The sequence below is a fragment of the Liquorilactobacillus hordei DSM 19519 genome, assembly GCF_019443985.1.
Lineage (GTDB): Bacteria > Bacillota > Bacilli > Lactobacillales > Lactobacillaceae > Liquorilactobacillus > Liquorilactobacillus hordei.
The window spans coordinates 440,913-458,706 of sequence record NZ_CP049303.1 but is presented as its reverse complement, the minus strand read 5'-3'; the positions used below and the strand labels follow the sequence as shown (position 1 = coordinate 458,706).

General features: G+C 35.4%; 15 protein-coding genes. 8 read left to right on the top strand and 7 right to left on the bottom strand.

Annotation, left to right across the window (positions count from 1 at the left end):
• Nucleotides 1–59 precede the first annotated feature (59 nt).
• Nucleotides 60–1,994 (bottom strand): sucrose-specific PTS transporter subunit IIBC, encoded by a 1,935-nt coding sequence (locus G6O70_RS03380; RefSeq protein WP_057869725.1) that lies wholly within the window; start codon nucleotides 1,992–1,994, stop codon nucleotides 60–62.
• 206 nt (nucleotides 1,995–2,200) lie between these two features.
• On the opposite strand from G6O70_RS03380, the gene G6O70_RS03375 reads away from it, so the two are divergent.
• The 3 genes from G6O70_RS03375 to scrK are packed head-to-tail and all read left to right on the top strand — an operon-like array spanning nucleotide 2,201 to nucleotide 5,602.
• Complete coding sequence (locus tag G6O70_RS03375; protein WP_057869724.1) at nucleotides 2,201–3,691, top strand: sucrose-6-phosphate hydrolase; 1,491 nt, start codon at nucleotides 2,201–2,203, stop codon at nucleotides 3,689–3,691.
• 14 nt (nucleotides 3,692–3,705) lie between these two features.
• A complete protein-coding gene (locus G6O70_RS03370; RefSeq protein WP_057869723.1) occupies nucleotides 3,706–4,701 on the top strand; it encodes a LacI family DNA-binding transcriptional regulator in 996 nt (331 codons plus the stop codon).
• A gap of 28 nt (nucleotides 4,702–4,729) precedes the next feature.
• The gene (gene scrK / locus G6O70_RS03365; protein WP_057869722.1) at nucleotides 4,730–5,602 is read left to right on the top strand and encodes a fructokinase ScrK; all 873 of its coding nucleotides are present in this window, start codon (nucleotides 4,730–4,732) and stop codon (nucleotides 5,600–5,602) included.
• 127 nt (nucleotides 5,603–5,729) lie between these two features.
• Here the strand turns inward: scrK and G6O70_RS03360 are convergent, their stop codons facing one another.
• Together G6O70_RS03360 and yidA are read right to left on the bottom strand one after the other, a co-directional pair.
• On the bottom strand, nucleotides 5,730–7,157 hold the full coding sequence (locus tag G6O70_RS03360; protein ID WP_057869721.1) for an MFS transporter: 1,428 nt from the start codon (nucleotides 7,155–7,157) through the stop codon (nucleotides 5,730–5,732).
• A gap of 186 nt (nucleotides 7,158–7,343) precedes the next feature.
• Nucleotides 7,344–8,180, bottom strand: coding sequence for a sugar-phosphatase (gene yidA / locus G6O70_RS03355; protein ID WP_057869720.1), 837 nt, complete (start codon nucleotides 8,178–8,180; stop codon nucleotides 7,344–7,346).
• Between the two features lie 221 nt (nucleotides 8,181–8,401).
• On the opposite strand from yidA, the gene G6O70_RS03350 reads away from it, so the two are divergent.
• The 4 genes from G6O70_RS03350 to G6O70_RS03335 all read left to right on the top strand — a co-directional run bounded on the left by G6O70_RS03350 (nucleotide 8,402) and on the right by G6O70_RS03335 (nucleotide 11,849).
• Nucleotides 8,402–8,857: an Rrf2 family transcriptional regulator gene (locus tag G6O70_RS03350; RefSeq protein WP_057869719.1), complete on the top strand. Its 456-nt coding sequence runs from the start codon at nucleotides 8,402–8,404 to the stop codon at nucleotides 8,855–8,857.
• 319 nt (nucleotides 8,858–9,176) lie between these two features.
• Nucleotides 9,177–10,181: a tryptophan ABC transporter substrate-binding protein gene (gene trpX, locus G6O70_RS03345; protein ID WP_057869718.1), complete on the top strand. Its 1,005-nt coding sequence runs from the start codon at nucleotides 9,177–9,179 to the stop codon at nucleotides 10,179–10,181.
• Complete coding sequence (locus tag G6O70_RS03340) at nucleotides 10,178–11,080, top strand: ABC transporter permease (protein WP_057869717.1); 903 nt, start codon at nucleotides 10,178–10,180, stop codon at nucleotides 11,078–11,080. Before trpX ends, G6O70_RS03340 begins: the two co-directional genes overlap by 4 nt.
• Complete coding sequence (locus tag G6O70_RS03335) at nucleotides 11,070–11,849, top strand: ABC transporter ATP-binding protein (RefSeq protein WP_057869716.1); 780 nt, start codon at nucleotides 11,070–11,072, stop codon at nucleotides 11,847–11,849. The genes G6O70_RS03340 and G6O70_RS03335 overlap by 11 nt, the downstream gene beginning before the upstream one ends.
• Before the next feature lie 135 nt (nucleotides 11,850–11,984).
• On the opposite strand, the gene menC is transcribed toward G6O70_RS03335, so the two are convergent.
• The 3 genes from menC to G6O70_RS03320 are packed head-to-tail and all read right to left on the bottom strand — an operon-like array spanning nucleotide 11,985 to nucleotide 15,517.
• Nucleotides 11,985–13,091 carry an o-succinylbenzoate synthase gene (menC, locus tag G6O70_RS03330; RefSeq protein WP_057869715.1) on the bottom strand — a complete coding sequence of 369 codons (1,107 nt, stop codon included), beginning with the start codon at nucleotides 13,089–13,091 and terminating at the stop codon, nucleotides 11,985–11,987.
• A gap of 19 nt (nucleotides 13,092–13,110) precedes the next feature.
• The gene (locus tag G6O70_RS03325) at nucleotides 13,111–14,331 is read right to left on the bottom strand and encodes an MFS transporter (protein ID WP_057869714.1); all 1,221 of its coding nucleotides are present in this window, start codon (nucleotides 14,329–14,331) and stop codon (nucleotides 13,111–13,113) included.
• Between the two features lie 28 nt (nucleotides 14,332–14,359).
• The gene (locus G6O70_RS03320; protein ID WP_057869713.1) at nucleotides 14,360–15,517 is read right to left on the bottom strand and encodes a M20/M25/M40 family metallo-hydrolase; all 1,158 of its coding nucleotides are present in this window, start codon (nucleotides 15,515–15,517) and stop codon (nucleotides 14,360–14,362) included.
• Between the two features lie 298 nt (nucleotides 15,518–15,815).
• Between G6O70_RS03320 and G6O70_RS03315 the strand changes: the two genes are divergently transcribed.
• Nucleotides 15,816–16,097 carry a LysR family transcriptional regulator gene (locus G6O70_RS03315; protein ID WP_057869712.1) on the top strand — a complete coding sequence of 94 codons (282 nt, stop codon included), beginning with the start codon at nucleotides 15,816–15,818 and terminating at the stop codon, nucleotides 16,095–16,097.
• Here G6O70_RS03315 and G6O70_RS03310 read toward each other — a convergent pair.
• A complete protein-coding gene (locus tag G6O70_RS03310; protein WP_219934300.1) occupies nucleotides 16,077–17,726 on the bottom strand; it encodes an IS1182 family transposase in 1,650 nt (549 codons plus the stop codon). The genes G6O70_RS03315 and G6O70_RS03310 overlap by 21 nt on opposite strands.
• Nucleotides 17,727–17,794: the final 68 nt, after the last annotated feature.

Genomic DNA, 17,794 nt, shown 5'->3' with positions numbered 1-17,794 from the left:
CCCTAAAGTTTGACCATTAGCCAAATTTTAGGGGTTTTTGTTATTTAAAAAATTATTTTTTAATGACTAGTAACTGCTATCAACTTATCGCCTACAGCTACGTTTTGTGTCTTAATTCTATCCACACTTGCATAATCAGCAGTATTAGTTACAACAACCATCACTGTTGGATCATACCCAGCTTCTTTTATAGCTGCTATATCAAAACTTCCTAACCGCTGTCCCTGCTCTATATGCTGTCCTTGAACAACTTCTGAATTGAAATTTTTTCCTTTAAGTTCCACTGTGTCAATTCCAAGATGCAGTAAAACTTCCGCTCCATTATCGGACTTTATCCCATACGCATGTTTTGTCTCATAAGCAACAGTAATTTCACCAGAAACAGGAGCAAAAACATCTCCACTATTTGGTACAATAGCTGCCCCATCACCCATCAATTTAGCGGAAAACACTTTGTCATTTACAGTGGTTAAGGACACTGCTTCTCCGCTAATAGGTGCAACAACAATCTCATCTTTGAGATTTATTTGCCTTTGCGCAACTTCTGTAGCTTTTTTTTCTGCTTCAATTTGTTCTGTAGCATTTACAACAGCTACAGGATCAATTAGCTGACGATGACTCTTACCATACAAGAATGTCAAAATGAACGCGATTGCAAAACTAATTAATTCACATGCTATATAGATTGGAATTGATTTAGCGTTGATCGATAAGAAACCAAGGAAAGCAGCTGAACCTAATGAAACAGCAATTACATGTGTTAATCCCGCAATTGCAGATGCAATTCCTGACCCGATTAACGCACAGAAGAATGGAAAACGATATTTTAGGTTAACTCCAAACAAAGCTGGTTCTGTAATTCCTAAACAAGCCGACACTGTTGCTGATGAAGCAAGCCCCTTCATCTTCTTGTCTTTTGTTAACATAAAAATTGCAAAACATGCGGCACCTTGTGCAACATTGGCCATTGAGGCTACAACGAAAATAAAATCACCATATCCGGTATGATTTTGCGTAAATGCTGCAATTAATTGCGTTTCTATCGCTGGAAAAGCTTGATGCAACCCAGTTAAAACGATAGGTGAATAAACTAAACCAAAAATACCTGTTCCAACAAAGCCTAACGTATCATATAACCATACAATTCCAGTTGTAATTGCATCTGATAAACCGCGCATAACTGGTCCAACGATAATAAATGTTAAAAAGCCTGTTACCATTAACGAAATAAGTGGGGTAAATGTAAAATCAACTGCAGCTGGTAACTTTTTATGAAGCCATTTTTCTAAAATGGATAAAATATATACTGCTGCTAAAACAGGGATTACTTGATACTGATAATTATTTTGAGATACATGCATTCCAAGTATGTCCCAATATTTACCGTCAACCAATCCTGGTGTTGTCATAATCATACCAACAGCTGCACCCAAGAAACGGTTTGCACCAAAACGACTTGCCGCAGAAATACCAACTAAAATCGGCATGAAAATAAATGGTGCCGCAGACATTACCTGAATCATATCCGAAATGCCCTTAATAGCTGGATACGTTACCACTAAAGCCTTAGTCCCAAATAAGCCTTCTGACGTTAAAAAGTTGTTCAGGGCCATTAATAAACCGCCAGCAACTAAAGCTGGAATAATTGGAACAAAAATATCAGATAATAATTTAATAAATGCCATTACCGGATTAAATTTTTTTCCTGTTTCTGCAACTTTTTTCAGTTCTTCTGTAGTAGCTTCTGAAAGACCCGTCTGTTTTATTAATTCATCATAAACATTATTTACGTCACCCGGTCCAATAATAATTTGAAATTGTCCATTGGTTTTAAATGTTCCTTTGACCCCTGGATTATTCTCCAGTGCAACTTGATCGATTTTTTCATCATCTTTTAACACCAATCTTAAACGCGTAGCACAATGTGCAGCCGCTACAATATTATCTTGCCTAAGAGCTTTTATAACATCCGTAGCTACTTTTTTATGATCCATGATAATACACTCCTTTTTTGAAAACGTTTTATTTATATTTCTATCATAACAAATAATTCTTATATGTCAATCGTTTATCACAATTTTTTTTATGGGATATTTTTTTCTATTTAATTGGGGATTAAAATGATAGTCGTTTGACATATTTACAATATACAGTTAAAATCAGCACATGTAAGATAACGGTTTCAAGGAGGAACATCTTTATGGATTGGACACGGAAGAAATTATATTCACAATACGACAAATGGTCAGCTGATTATCTCTTAGCATTACAGGCACAAGCAGCACAATCAGACTTTCGACCCACATATCACATTGCCCCAACCTCAGGATTATTGAATGATCCAAACGGTTTTTCTTTTTTTAATAATCAGTGGCACTTATTTTATCAATCTTTTCCTTTTGGCCCTGTTCATGGTTTAAAATCTTGGGTACATTTAGTTTCGGATGATTTAGTTACCTGGCATAATTTGGGAACAATTTTAAACGCAGACACAGCCTATGACTCACATGGTGCCTACTCCGGTTCTGCAATGGTAATTGAGGATCGACTATTCTTAATGTATACCGGAAATGTTCGTGACAAAGATTGGGTACGACACCCTTTTCAAAATGGTGCCTATCTGGACACAGACAATCACCTTACAAAGCTTTCTCTGCCACTAATTAAACAGCCAGCACACGTTACCGATCATTTTAGAGATCCGCAAGTTTTAAAAAAAGATGATACCTACTACGCATTGCTTGGAGCACAGGATGCAAATACTAAGCAGGGTAAGATTTCTATTTTCAAATCGAATAATTTAACTACCTGGGAAGATTTAGGTTATCTTAATTTTACACAACAGGATATGGGCTATATGATTGAATGTCCTAATCTTGTTACAGTTAATGAAAAACCCGTTCTTATTTTTTGCCCTCAGGGTTTGGATAAGAATATTATTAATTCTGATAATATTTACCCTAATACCTATCTTATTGGAGATAATTGCCAATTAAAAAATGGCGAATTCCACAGTACTCATAATATTGAGCTCCTTGATCATGGATTCGATATCTATGCCAGTCAAGCTTTTAATGCGCCTGATGGTAATGCTTATTTGGTTAGTTGGTTGGGGCTTCCCGAAATCGCTTATCCTACCGATTCTGAAAACTGGGCACATTGTATGAGTGTAGTTAAGAAATTAACGATACGAAATGATAAGTTATATCAAGAACCTGTTGCTGCTTTTAAAAATTATCGTAAGTGCCATGCTGAATTACACGGAATGCTTAATGAACATCAACAAATAGTTATTACCGAAAATGCTACGCTATCTTATGAATTAGAAATATCTTTTCTACAAAATCAGCAAGGAACCCTATCATTGTTGAGTAGTTCCAATTCGAAAGGATTACGTTTGAATTTCTCCACCTCCAATAATGCATATTTTGAAATCGATCGCAAAGACTGTGGTATACCTTTTGCAACTGCTTATGGTACAAAACGCCGAGTAGCCCTGGAGGATAATGCACCTCTTAAATTGCATATTCTAATTGATCATTCTACCTGTGAAGTTTTTGTTAACGGAGGAGAATTTGTTTTTAGCCAGCGAATTTTCCCAAATGATGATGATTTACAAATCTTACTAGCTAGTGAAAGCGAAGTCATTTATAATGGTGATTGGTGGAAGATTTCAAATATGACCCACTAAAAGGGGGCTTTTGCGTGCGTCCAAAATTAACTGACGTTGCAAAAAAGGCAGGTGTCTCAGTAACAACCGTTTCTAGAGTAATCAATAATTATGGATATCTAAGTCAAGCAACCAAAGATAAAGTTCATGAAGCAATGAATTCGCTTAATTATCAGCCAAATTCTCTAGCACGTTCACTACATGGTAAGAAAACACAATTGATTGGCGTGATTTTTCCTTCAATCATTAATCCTTTTTTTGCAGAATTGATTGAACAAATCGAAAATAAATTATTTTCAAATAACTATAAAATAATTCTCTGTAATAGCGCTGATAATAGAGAAAAAGAACGCGACTATCTGAAGATGCTGATTGCTAATCAAGTTGATGGCATAATCGCGGGAACACATAACTTAGGAATCAATGAGTACAATAAAGTTGGACTTCCGATTGTTTCATTTGATCGCTTGTTATCTCCGAATATTCCGATTGTTAGTAGTGATAATTTCAAAGGAATCTCAATGGCAACTAGTGAACTCTACCAAGCCGGTGCTAGACATATTTATTTTCTAGGAAATCCACGAAAAGTTGGGAATCCAACTGATTATCGACTTCAAGGTTACCAGGCAACCATCAAAAAATTAAAAGTGACTTCCCATGTTCACGCTATAAACTTTGCTGAATCTCCGACACTAAAGTCACTTTCAATTAAAAAACTATTAACACAGCACAATATAGACGGTATCGTTTGTTCTGATGATCTAACAGCTATTCTTGTTTTAAAAATTGCCCATGAATTAAATATTTCTGTTCCAAAGCAGTTAAAAGTTATTGGTTTTGATGGTACCTCGTTTATTCAGGAATATCACCCTGAATTGTCGACAATCATCCAGCCCATTTCTGATATCGCTTCTTTATTAGTCAGCGTCTTACTTCAAAGAATCGATGAACCAGACACTAAGCTTGAACAAATGCAATACATTTTGCCAGTAAAGTTACTCCGTAGCCAGTCAACTTTTGGTTACGAATAAAAAACATAAATTATCGGAGGTTATTTTAATGCTCTTAGGAAGTATAGAAGCCGGTGGTACAAAATTTGTTTGTGCTGTTGGTGATGAAAAGTATAATATTAAAGAATCTGTTAGTTTCCCAACAACTAAACCAAATGAAACATTGAAAAAGGCAGTTGAATTCTTTAAGAAATTTCCTGAATTGGAGTCAATTGGAATTGCTTCTTTTGGACCAATTGAAATTCGCACAGACGCCACAAATTATGGTTATGTAACGTCTACCCCTAAACCGGGTTGGAAAAATACCGATTTTGTTGGCGTTATTAAACAAGCCCTTGATATTCCGGTGTTTTGGACAACCGATGTCAATGGCTCAGCTTATGGTGAATATACTGCTTATAAAGAAAAAAAAGAAGACATCAATTCTTTGGTTTATTACACTGTCGGAACTGGGATAGGTGCTGGAGTCATTGTTGATGGCAAGTTTATTGGAAGCCAAGGCCATCCTGAGTTGGGACATGTCTTTGTTAAACGCCATCTCGCTGACCTCTCCTTCAAAGGAACTTGCCCTTACCATGGTGATTGCCTTGAAGGACTCGCTTCCGGACCAACTTTCAAGGCCCGCCTAGGAATACCTGGTCAAGACGTTCCTTTAACTGATCCAACTTGGGATATTGTTGCCTACTACGTCGCTCAAGCAGCTATACAGACAACTCTTACATTCAGACCCCAGAAGATTATAATTGGTGGTGGCGTATCAAGTGAAGCGTTCTTAGTAAAAGTCAGAAAACAATTCAAAACGTTATTAAATGATTATATTGAAGTAACAAATCTTGATAGTTACATAGTTATGCCACTTGTTCCAGAAAATGGATCAGCAACTCGAGGCGACTTTGCATTAGCAATTAAAGCTATGAAATAAAAGATTATTCGCAATAAGTAGAAGAACTAGATCAAAATGAAGTGCCCTATAATAATTAGATTTTTTGTCTAACTATTATGGGGCACTTCAACTTTAATATTGACCAGTTACTTTTGCATACATAACTTTAGTTCTTTTTTACTTTCATCCAAACACGATACAACGTCAATAACCATGTAAACGAAATAATATACGTTGCACTCGTAAAAGCGATGTGCATGCCATACACAAAAACACTACTATCATGAGTAGGATAACTAGTAATGGTATACCCTATCTTTTGACTCATAGCAAAGTACAAAATGGTAGTCACAAGACTTGTTCCGGAAATCATCCCTAGATTTCTAGCCAATGCATTCATCGCTCCAGCAACACCCAACTTTGCCCTAGGTACATTTGTCATAATTAAAGCATTATTAGGGGTTTGAAAAAACGACATTCCCACACCGCCAAGAATTAAGAGCATCCCTACAAATAATAAAGAAGACCCTTCATTAACAACTCTCCAACCGAAAAAAGATAGCGCTAAGACTGTTAATCCAAACAATGTAACATACTCTTGATCAAATTTATCAGCAATATAACCAGCGATTGGTGTTCCAATTAACATTGTGACTGGCCAGATCATCATGTAGATTCCAGACGTTCCAGAAGAGGCACCTCTCAGATTTTCAAAATAAAATGGCAATAATACGTTGATAAAAAAGTTACTTGTAAATATCAGAAAAGCTGCAATCAAACTAATTGTAAATAGTGATGATTTAAAAATTGTTAGGTCCAATAAAGGCTTGTCCGTGTGTAATTCGTGAACAACAAAATAAACTAATAATATTAGTGAACCTACAAACAGGCCAAGTGGAATAACTTCTAAGAATCCTTGCTCTTGTCCAATATTTACACCTAAAAAGAAAATACTAATTGTCAAAAAGAGACTAATAATTCCTAGATAATCAAAATTAATTTTTTTAGTAGTTCTTACTTCTTGTGGCAATACTTTCATTCCAATAATAATTGCTATAATTCCAACAGGTACATTTACCCAGAAAATATATGACCATTTGAAGTGCTCCAATATTAAGCCACCAAGCCCTGGTCCAGTAATTGTTCCTAGTGACACAAACATTGCATTTAAAGCCATTGCACGTGCACGCATTTTCAGTGGTGCCATACCTGTAATAATTCCAAAACTGTTGCTCATGGTCATTGCAGCTCCCAATGCTTGAACAATCCTTGCAAAAAGAAGAAACCACAATCCTGCATTAATTCCAGCAAGCAACGAACCTATTGTAAAAACATAAGTTCCTATCTTAAAAACTTTGATCTTTCCTATCTGATCTCCCAGTCCTCCAAAAAAAGTTAACAATCCTGAAATAAATATTAAATAAATTGACACCGTCCAAGTTGCCTTGTTCATGGGAACTGCTAAATCTTTAGAGATTACAGGTAATGCAATATTAATAATTGAAGAATCCAAAGTTGACATAAAAGTAAACATTCCTACCGCTGCAATTATTAACCATATATTTTGACGTACCTTATTATCCTCATTTTCCATTTCAAACCTCCATCTTTTTGCAATAAATTAACTTTCTCTTTTGAAGTCTTATTATGAAAATGATTTTTTCACTAATTAAACAAAGAAAAAGAGTTGCTTTAGAATTTCCACAACTCTAATAAGAACTATATCAATTTTCTGCAGAAAAGAAAATCAGAATTTATCAAAAGGCTTTCTCACTAATAATTATAAAGCATAGTTTTCAATTGCTGTTGCCACCCCGTCATGGTCATTATCATCGGTAATTACATTTGCCATCTCTTTAATTTTTCCAATTGCATTGCCCATTGCAACACCTGTTCCTGCATATTTAATCATACTTAAATCATTCTGCTCATCACCGATAGCCATAATTTCAGCTGAAGTTATTCCCAGAACTGCCCCTAACTTGGACAAGGCATTCCCCTTGTTAACCCCCTTTGCATTGGCTTCTAGATAAAAAGGCGCACTTTTAGTAAAAACAAGATTATTTTCCAACTTCGCAAATGGTTCCCAATTACTTAATGCCTTGTCCAAAATAACCTGGTCATCAATAAACATTGCCTTAATTAACCTAATATTACTCATCTCAGCTGGTGTACGATAAGATATCCCTAGTGAAACCAAGGTACTCTCATACACTGTATAATATCCAATATCCCTATTTGCCGTATAAATTCGGTCCTCACTGATTGCATGAAAATGCAGATTTAGTTTGCGTGCCAGTTTTTCAAGTTCTAAATAATTTTGATAAGTAATTGGCTGAGAACTGATTATTTTACCCGCAGTTGTTTGGATCACTGCACCACCAAAGCAAATCACATATTGATTATCTTGATTATCAAGATCTAATTCCTTCAACAATTTTCTGACGCCAGAAATTGGTCTTCCAGTACATAACACTACCTTTATATTATTCTTTGTGGCCTGATTGATTGTTCGCTTGACTTTCTCTGTTAATCTTTTTTGTGAATTTACAAGTGTTCCATCTATATCAATTGCAATTAATTTAATTGAGATTATAATCTCCCCATTTCCTAACATATTTTCTTATATTTTCAGAATAACTTTAAATCATTTTGCTGTAAAGCGTTTTCTCTTTTAATAGCTTTCTAGTGACTGGCAGACCAATCCTTGTTACTTTTTATATTCTATGTGATTTTACCCAATGGAAGATAAGATCCTCAAACTTCTTTATTTATTTTTTCAATGTTTTATGCTATATTACTTTTAAAGTAACAACAGCAGAAGGGAAGGTTATTTTAATGGCTAATAATCGTCTAAGCGATTTAATTCATATTCTAGTGTATATTGAGATGCATAATAGTGACAAACTCACAAGCGAACTGATTGCAAGTAGCCTCAATACTAATCCTAGCTTGACACGTAGAATGATGGGACAGTTGCGCAAAGCAAATCTACTTGAAACTACTCAAGGAGCTGCTTGTCCCAAGCTAAAAAGAGATCCAAGTGAAATTACAATTTTTGATGTATATATGGCAACCTGCCCTGATTCTCCGCTGTTAAAAGTCGATCAAAATACTTCGAAGGAATGTCAGGTTGGACATGTTATCCCGACGGTTTTAAATAAATATTACTTAGAAATTCAAAGTACCACAGAAGCAAAGATGCGCAAAGTCACAATCGCTGATATTGCGGATGATGTTAAAATGGATATTGAACATCATCAAAAAAACAACAGTAATTTTGCAAAAATTTAACAATTATTCTTGACACTTTGAATAATTAACAATATACTAGCATCAACAATTACCGAAAGGACGAGATTGAGTATGAGAAAGTCTATTTTATTCACGTTGAATATTTCATGGCAAAGCCAGCATAGTGGATTGTAATTCGTAGTTACGCGGATACAATCTGGCAAACAGTTTGTATCCGTGCTGACTAACTTTCTTGTATTCTAAAAAGAAGTCTGCATGGGTCTACACAGCAGGCTTTGGTTCGAGGGCGACCAGGCAGCTGGTTTGCCCTTTTTATTTGCTCTCATTATTTATAATAAAAAATGGGGAGATCTTAATTATGAAAAGACTTTATGGTTTTATTGCAGCACTAGTTATATTCTTGGGCGTCGCCTTCTTTATGACCCAAAACAATTCGTCAAACACAACAACAAAGAAAGAAGTCCCTACTGTCGGAATTCTACAGTTGATGACCCATCCTGCACTCAATCAAATTCATAAAGGATTTGTGGCGGGACTAAAAGAATATGGTTACATACCTGGTAAGAATATCAAGATTGATTTTCAAAATGCCCAGGGTGATCAGAGCAACTTAAAAACTATGAGTACTAAATTCGTAAATGAAAAGGTCTCATTAATGGCTGGTATTGCTACCCCTGCAGCACAAGCTCTAGCTAATGTAGCCGGTAAGCAAACACCTGTGATTCTTGCGGGAATTACCAATCCTTCTGGAGCTGGTTTGGTTAAATCTGATAAGCATCCTGGAGCTAATGTTACTGGTACCTCAGGTGAATCACCACTTAAAAAACAATTGGCATTAATTAAAAAAGTCATGCCAAATGCTAAAACAATTGGTATTATCTATACATCTTCTGATCATGGTGGCACATATAATGCAAAAAAATTCGCTGCACTTTGCAAAGAAGAAGGAATAAACTATAAACTTTATACTATTTCAGGTACAAATGATATGCAACAAGTTGCTGAACAAATGGTTTCACAAGTAGATGCGGTTTATGCACCTCAAGACAATGAAGTAGCATCTGCTATGAAGACCTTAGTCGAAGTTGGTAACAAATCAAAAATCCCTGTTTTTGCAGCAGCTGACACAATGGTTAAAGATGGTGGACTTGCATCATATGCAATTAGTCAATATAAATTAGGCAAGGTTGCTGGGGAAATGGCTGCACAGGTTCTTAGAGGTCGAAAAACTGCCACCTTCCCAGTTCAGTATGTAACTAAAGGAGAATATGTAATTAATACAAAAGAAGCCAAATTATTAGGAATTACATTACCTGATGACATTGTCAAACAAGCACAAAGCAAAGGAGAGGTTTTCAAATGAGTATGATTGTCTCAAGTATAGGTCAGGGTCTTTTATGGGCCATATTAGGAGTTGCCTTATTTTTAACATTTCGAATTCTGAATTTTCCAGATATGACTGTTGAAGGGACTTTCCCCTTAGGAGCAGCTGTAACAACTGCTGCAATAACACACGGTGTATCGCCTTTGTTAGCTTGTATCCTTGGCTTTATCGCCGGAGCGCTTGCAGGATTATTGACTGGATTACTATATACTAAAGGTAAGATTCCTATCCTATTGGCTGGGATTCTTGTAATGACAGCATGCTTATCAATTAATCTTCGCATCATGGGTGGTTCAAATGTCTCTCTTTTAGGAAAACAGACGATTTTCTCTAACCATTTTCTCGAATCGCTACCTAAGTATTTTGACAGTGTTTTTGTTGGACTAGTCACAGTTGGAATAATCACAATTTTACTAATGCTATTTCTCCAAACCGAGCTAGGACAGGCATTTATCGCAACTGGAGATAACCCTATGATGGCACGTTCTCTGGGAATAAATACCGATTCGATGACCATTATGGGTTTGATGCTTTCTAACGGAATTATTGGCCTTGGTGGAGCTCTCATCTCTCAAAGTAACGGCTATGCAGATATTAACATGGGAATCGGAATCATTGTAATTGCGCTCGCATCAATTATTATTGGTGAAGTTGTCTTCGGTGAACTAACACTCAATCAAAGATTAATTGCTGTAACTTTGGGTAGCATTATTTACCGCTTTGTCATTTTAATTGTTTTACAACTTGGTTTCAGCACAAACGATCTCAACTTATTATCAGCAATAATATTAGCTCTTTGTCTCATGTCTCCTGTACTAGGGAAAAAATTGAGATTGAATAAAATTCTGATGCATGGAGGTTTTAAGAATGCAAAATAAACCGATTCTTTCCCTAAAAAATATTGTGACCACCGTAAATGCAGGCACACCTTCCGAGAATGTTATTTTAAATAACTTGAGCTTGGATATTTATCCTGGGGACTTTATTACAGTTCTAGGTTCAAATGGTGCTGGTAAATCCACATTGTTCAATACAATTGCTGGCAGTTTGGCAATAACTAGTGGTCATATTGTGTTGAATGGAACAGACATTACAAAAGAAACAGTTGAGAAAAGAGCACAACATCTAGGTCGCGTTTTCCAAGATCCCAAAATGGGAACTGCTCCACGGATGACCGTTGCAGAAAATTTAAATTTAGCTCTGCGTCGAGGCAGCTCGCGTAATCTGATGTTCCGCCACTTAAACAAGCACAAACCGCAATTTAAAAAATTAACTAGTATCATGAGTAATGGATTAAGTACTAAGTTAGATGTTGCAACTGAAAATCTTTCAGGTGGTCAAAGACAGGCACTTAGTTTTTTAATGGCTGTTGTAAAGAAACCAGAATTATTATTACTTGATGAACACACAGCTGCCTTAGATCCTAAAACAAGTTTTCAACTAATGACACAAACAAACAACACAATTTCAAAGCAGCAACTAACCTGCTTAATGATTACACATCACCTAGATGATGCACTAAAATATGGAAATCGCTTGATTGTATTAGATAAAGGTAAGGTCGTTTTTGACGTTTCTGGCCCAGAAAAAGAACAGTTAACCAAGGAACGACTCTTAAGTTTCTTTAACGACTTAATTGAAGCTTAGTATACAATTTAATTTTAAATAAATAAGGAGATAAGGCCAAAATATTGGCCCTACCTCCTTATTTATATCAGATGATTATATTCTATAAGTCAAAATTTTCCGCTTAATCAATCTACATTATAACTTTTCTAGGCTTCAGTGTATTTCCTTTTCCGCTACTGTAAATCTAGCTAAATTTTCGAAATCAGGTTGATACCCCAACCCATTTTCTTTAGAGACATTTACAAATGTTCCATCAAGTTCAATTTCTGGCTTGATAATATCCGCATCATAATATCGATGTGAAGCAGCAATATCATTGGGTAACGTATATCCCGGTAGCGTTGCAATCGCAACATTTGCAGCACGTGCAATCCCGGAATCAAGCATTCCACCACACCAACATTCAATCCCATTTTCCATAGCTAATTTTTGTATTTTTTTAGCAATACCTAATCCACCAACACGTGCAACTTTAATATTGATAATTCGACCACTTTTTAATTTCAACATTTTTTCAACATCATCAGGACTAACTATGCTCTCATCCAAACAGATACTCGTTTTTAATTGTGCTTGAAGTGCCGCATGATCAATTAAATCTCCTGGTTCTAGTGGTTGCTCAATCATGATTAAATCCAAATTATCCAGCTTTTTTAACATTTCAATATCTTTTAGACGGTATGCTGAATTTGCATCCGCCATCAGCATAGCATTTGGAAAGTTCTTTCTTACTTCAGAAATATATTCATAATCTTTGCCGGGTTTGATTTTCATCTTAATCCGTCGATAGCCATCAGTAATATATCCCGCGACCGCTTTGACTAGAGCTTCTGGTGATTCTTGTACACCAATGCTGACACCCGTTTCAACTTTTTTCTTATTTCCACCAAGAGCTTCTGCTAAGGTTTGTTTATTTTGTTTTGCATATATGTCCCATAATGCACAATTAATTGCAGATTTTGACATATTATTCATTCTTATATATGCAAAGATTTTGTAAATATCATCTGGATGATCAATTTGGACATTCATTATCTTCGGAAGCATTTGTTTTTCCAATAGATTCCAACTACCGTCTCTAAACTCTTCATTATAGAATGGTACCTCTAATGCAGAAGATTCACCATAGCCAACCGTGCCATCTTGGTCTTTTAGTTCTAGGATTACACACTTCTTATACTTCATTGCCGCAAAACTCGTTTCAAAAGGCTTGTTTAAAGGTAAATCGACTTTATACATTTTTGCACTCTTAATAAACATTACTCTGATCCCCCTATAACTAATTAATTTCTGCATTCTCTTTTGAAGCAGCCATTCTCTCAGTATTGAATGTTAGTGAAACAATAAATGATACCGCTGCTGTAGCTACCAAGAATAAAAATGCTACACTATACGATCCGCCAAATTGTTCTACTAAAATACCAATCAAAATAGGTGCTAAGAATCCTGCCAATTGCCCTCCAAAATTGACAATTCCAACAGAGGAACCATATGACTCCCTTGAAGCTAATTGCGCAAATAGTGCAAAGCAGCCACTAAATGCCATTGATTTAAAAAAGTATGTTAATATTTCGAATGAGATAACACCTGTTAATCCTGTAGAATGATACATTCCAAACATGAATATCGTAGTAAACAGACTTGCTAAAGCAATAAACCATTTCTCTTTTCCTACAAAAAAATGAACCATTAGATATCCACTCAAAATAGCACCCACACCTGCTGCTACAGATGGTAAAGGCACCATCCAAGCAATTCCCGCTAAGTTAATGTGTCTTACTTGTAGTAAATATGTTGGCATCCAAGAATCCAAACCTTTTGTAATCACGCTTAAACCAAAAACGACAATGACAAACTGCCAAATCATTTTATTAAAAATAACCTTTTTTAAAGGTACTTTTTGAGCGCTTCCCGCAAATGTTTGATTCTGTTTTTTAATTGGACGTAATAAGAAAAAGTATGCTATTACAAAAACTAAGCCTAAAATCCCCATTAAATGAAAAGCATTCTTCCACCCAAAAGTTGCAAGAATTGGGGCAATTAAAACAGGAGCAATTGCTGCTCCAACATAGTTTGATGAAACAATTGCTGATGTTGCCTGTGAGCGAGACTTGTAAGTAAATTCTTCCGCAATTTGTTTCAGACTAGCAGAAGGAAATGCACCTTCACCTATTCCAAACAGAACTCGAATAACTAATAATGATGCAAGTGACCACGCAAAGCCTGTCATAATAGTAAAGATAGACCACATAGTAATTGCAATAACTACCGTCAGTTTAGATCCAAATTTATCAGTGAGCCAACCACCTGGAATTTGCATAAAGGCATAACTAAAGAAAAATGCACTTGAAATAACACCTAATTGTGTAGTGCTCAGATGAAACTCTGTTCCAATATACGAAAGAGCAATATTTATTGCTGAACGATCAATAAAACAAATTATAAATGCAATATAAATTAAGATAAAAGTTATTTTTGGCTTTCTTTTCCATCGTTTGATTCATAATCATTTCTCCCTCATGTCTAACTTAGATTAAATTTTCTACTAATTCATATATTAACGTAATACCTTCAACAAACGCTTTTTTACTAATATTCTCATTTACAGCGTGGTTTGCTTGGTCAAAATTTGCAAGAGGTAGTGTATATGTGGGCACTTTCAAAATGTCTGTCCAAATATAGTTGGGCACGGTTCCTGGCATAACAGGTTCTACCAAAGCCTTTCCATCTATTTTTTTCAATGCTTTACATATTTTCGTCACATCTGGTGCATTACTTGCGGTATTACTGGCTGGAACTTCAACTAAATATTCAACCACAAATTCATTTGAATCAGATTCCTCTCTTAATATTTGTTGCAATCCTTTTTTTATTTTAGTGAGGTTTTGACTCCCTACTAGTCTGCAATCTATTTTTAAAGTAGCCTGGTGCGGAATAATTGTTTTTATACCTTTTCCGCTATACCCTGCATTCATTCCCGAAATATTAAAAGTAGGTTCAAACATTAATTTATGATAATATTCTTTATTGTTAGGTGGTAACTTTTTAACACCAGTCTGTTTTTTGATTATCTCTTTTTCATAGGGTAAGGCAGCTATCCACTCCTTTTCTTGTTGATTTGGTTCTCTAACTCCCTCGTAAAAATCTGGAATCAATACTCTATGTTGGGAAAAGTCATAAACTTTATTTAATATATTAATAAGTTTTATGGCTGCATTATCCATAACATTCCCCATATTTCCTGAGTGATTATCCCGTAAAGCAGTATTTGCCGTTAACGCAAGACCCAGTGCTCCCCGATTACCCAATCTCAGAATATGTTCACCTAATTGATTAATTGAACCATCAATCACAAAAGTTGAATCCACATCATGCAACATTTTTTTTGCATCTGTTATTGCTGCTTTCAAGTGCGGGCTTCCTTGCTCTTCTTCACCTTCAATTACAAGCTGAATGCTAAAAGGAAAGGTCCTGTGAAGTTCTTTATACATGTACAATCCAAAAATCACTGCTAATAACTGTCCCTTATTGTCACCCGTTCCTCTACCCCAATATCTACCTCTATCTTTTTTTAGAATAAAGGGATCGTTGTCCCATTCAGTAATATCCCCTGGATTCATCACATCATAATGCCCATAAAATAATTTAGTTGTTCTTGTATCACCAATAATCGTTGCAATAACCAATGGAGAACCTTTTGTGTCGATAACTTCTACTTTTGCACCTAATAATTCTGTTACTAACCTAGCTACAAAAAAGGCAGCAGCTTCCTTATCTTCATTTTCATCAATACTTTTTAGATGTATGAATTCACTGAAAATCTTTTCAAAGTATTCCAGATGTGTCGCAATGAATTTTTCACGATAAAGCTCACTCCTTTTTAATTTTTTTTTAATTTAATGAAATTATATTGCTATACTATATAACTGTAAAATACAATGTGTGCAATAGACTATAACAAAAAAGTTATATAAGGAGGTAATTATGCGTCTTTTACAATTACATTACTTTATCGAGGTTGCTGAAACTGAAAATGTCTCTCAAACTGCCAAAAAACTGCATATCTCCCAACCTGCTCTTAGCCGTAGTATCAGAGAACTTGAACAAGAACTTGGTGTTGAATTTTTCTCACGCAACAAACATTCACTCGAATTAAATCCTCAGGGTAAATCTTTTCAACATAATATTCAAAAGGCACTCGAAATGATAGATAGTGCCGTTATCGATGCTCGAAGACTTAATGAGTTAAAAGGGGCTGTGCCATAAGTCCTTCAAAATAGAAGAGATTAGTGAAAATCGTTCTTTGATTTTCACTAATCTCTTCTTTTGGTTTATAAAACAGTTATAATTGGTGCCTTTCGCCACCAATTTTCTAATATTCATTGCCATCAAGGCAATTCCAGCTTCCCTTTTTACCTTCTCAAGACCTCTAACCGAAAATTTTTTAAAACCCAAACAAGCCTTCAATCCACCAAAAACTGATTCAACATCTATTTTACGTTGTCCGTAAATTGAACCAGTTTGGTGATTTGAAAGCAACTTGCGTTCCTTAGCTTTGAAATACTCCCATGCGCTATTAATACTTATTTTACGAGGATTTCCGTTTTTAGTGAATGCTCGGTGATCAATTTTAAAATCGTTATCGTATTTGTTTGCCTGATACTCTTTAAATTCACGTACAAATCCGTACTTATCTTTGCGCTTACGGTAAGCATAAAAACTAAATCTAACTCCCTGCAGATCAATAAAATAATCGTCTTTAGGATGATACGCCCAATTCATGACCTTACGGTCATCACTTTTCCATTTGCGACTATTTTCTTTTAACATTGTCCCATATGGAATTAACGCTGTATGTTCAGGTAATTCATCTTCGAGATATCGATAATTTGATTCTGAACCGTATCCTGCATCAGCCACAATATACTTACCTAAAGTTCCAGCTGCTTTTTGTTGCTGTAAAAAAGGAATTAATGTTTTGGTATCTCCTGGATTTTGAAAAATGCCGAAGGCAGTTACAAATTGTTTACTTGTGGCGATTTGTAGATTATAAGCCGGTTTTAGCTGTCCGTTGAGCATTGGATCTTCCTTAACACGCATGAAAGTTGCATCATGATCTGTTTTTGAATAACTATTTCTTTTACCATAAATTCTGGTTTGTATTTTATGAGCTAATAATTTAGTTTGCCGTAACTTAAGTTTTCGTTTTAAAGATTTTAGTTTTCGACGCCTTGACTTGTCTGGGTTTGGAGAGATATGTTCTTTTTCAATCTTTTTATTCAAATCTTTCAAGTCATTTTCTAACCGCAAGGTAATTTCATCAAGCATTTCTAAAGTAAGATCTGTCTCTGCTGGGAGCTGACACTTAAACTTAGCGTCATTTAATTCTTCCAGAAGGGTTATAATCGCAGAGCGATTAAGCTTGTCAAAACGAATCGTATTCTTACGCCAAACAAAACTATATTTATTGGCATCAGCTAAAATTTTAGTCCCGTCAATAAAAGTAACTTCATCAATAAAATTGTTTTGTTTCAGATATTTGGTTAGTTTTAGAATACATTGATTAATCAAGCTCTCAACTTCATCTGAAATTCTAAAACGACAAATTGTTCGGTAGGCTGGAACCTGTTCTTGTGTCAGCCAACGGGCTGCCAAATTCTCCTCTGCCAAGGTATTAATACGGCGACTACTAAAGATACCTTTTGTGTACGCAAACAAAATTAATTTTAAAAGTACACGCAGATCATACTTACGCGGTCGTCCAAAGATGTAAGGATCATTAATTTTAAGGTCTTCAACTATTTGATTAATCATCCGTGCAGGATGATTTTCTTTTGGCTCCCAGTCAGTTTTAATACTAAGTACAGTCTGATTTATGTTATAATTATTGTACATTTTGATTATCCTTTCTATAGGGGTATTGTTTTTGAAAGTACTGGCTCCAACCAGTGCTTTTTTATTTT

What these genes read in the sequence shown, in the direction of transcription:
- G6O70_RS03360 (WP_057869721.1), bottom strand. Translation starts at nt 7,157, where the DNA reads ATGGAAAATGAGGATAATAAGGTACGTCAAAATATATGGTTAATAATT.
- G6O70_RS03350 (WP_057869719.1), top strand. Translation starts at nt 8,402, where the DNA reads ATGGCTAATAATCGTCTAAGCGATTTAATTCATATTCTAGTGTATATT.
- yidA (WP_057869720.1), bottom strand. Translation starts at nt 8,180, where the DNA reads ATGTTAGGAAATGGGGAGATTATAATCTCAATTAAATTAATTGCAATT.
- G6O70_RS03315 (WP_057869712.1), top strand. Translation starts at nt 15,816, where the DNA reads ATGCGTCTTTTACAATTACATTACTTTATCGAGGTTGCTGAAACTGAA.
- G6O70_RS03310 (WP_219934300.1), bottom strand. Translation starts at nt 17,726, where the DNA reads ATGTACAATAATTATAACATAAATCAGACTGTACTTAGTATTAAAACT.
- G6O70_RS03375 (WP_057869724.1), top strand. Translation starts at nt 2,201, where the DNA reads ATGGATTGGACACGGAAGAAATTATATTCACAATACGACAAATGGTCA.
- G6O70_RS03340 (WP_057869717.1), top strand. Translation starts at nt 10,178, where the DNA reads ATGAGTATGATTGTCTCAAGTATAGGTCAGGGTCTTTTATGGGCCATA.
- menC (WP_057869715.1), bottom strand. Translation starts at nt 13,091, where the DNA reads ATGTTTATTAAGAGTGCAAAAATGTATAAAGTCGATTTACCTTTAAAC.
- G6O70_RS03335 (WP_057869716.1), top strand. Translation starts at nt 11,070, where the DNA reads ATGCAAAATAAACCGATTCTTTCCCTAAAAAATATTGTGACCACCGTA.
- G6O70_RS03380 (WP_057869725.1), bottom strand. Translation starts at nt 1,994, where the DNA reads ATGGATCATAAAAAAGTAGCTACGGATGTTATAAAAGCTCTTAGGCAA.
- scrK (WP_057869722.1), top strand. Translation starts at nt 4,730, where the DNA reads ATGCTCTTAGGAAGTATAGAAGCCGGTGGTACAAAATTTGTTTGTGCT.
- trpX (WP_057869718.1), top strand. Translation starts at nt 9,177, where the DNA reads ATGAAAAGACTTTATGGTTTTATTGCAGCACTAGTTATATTCTTGGGC.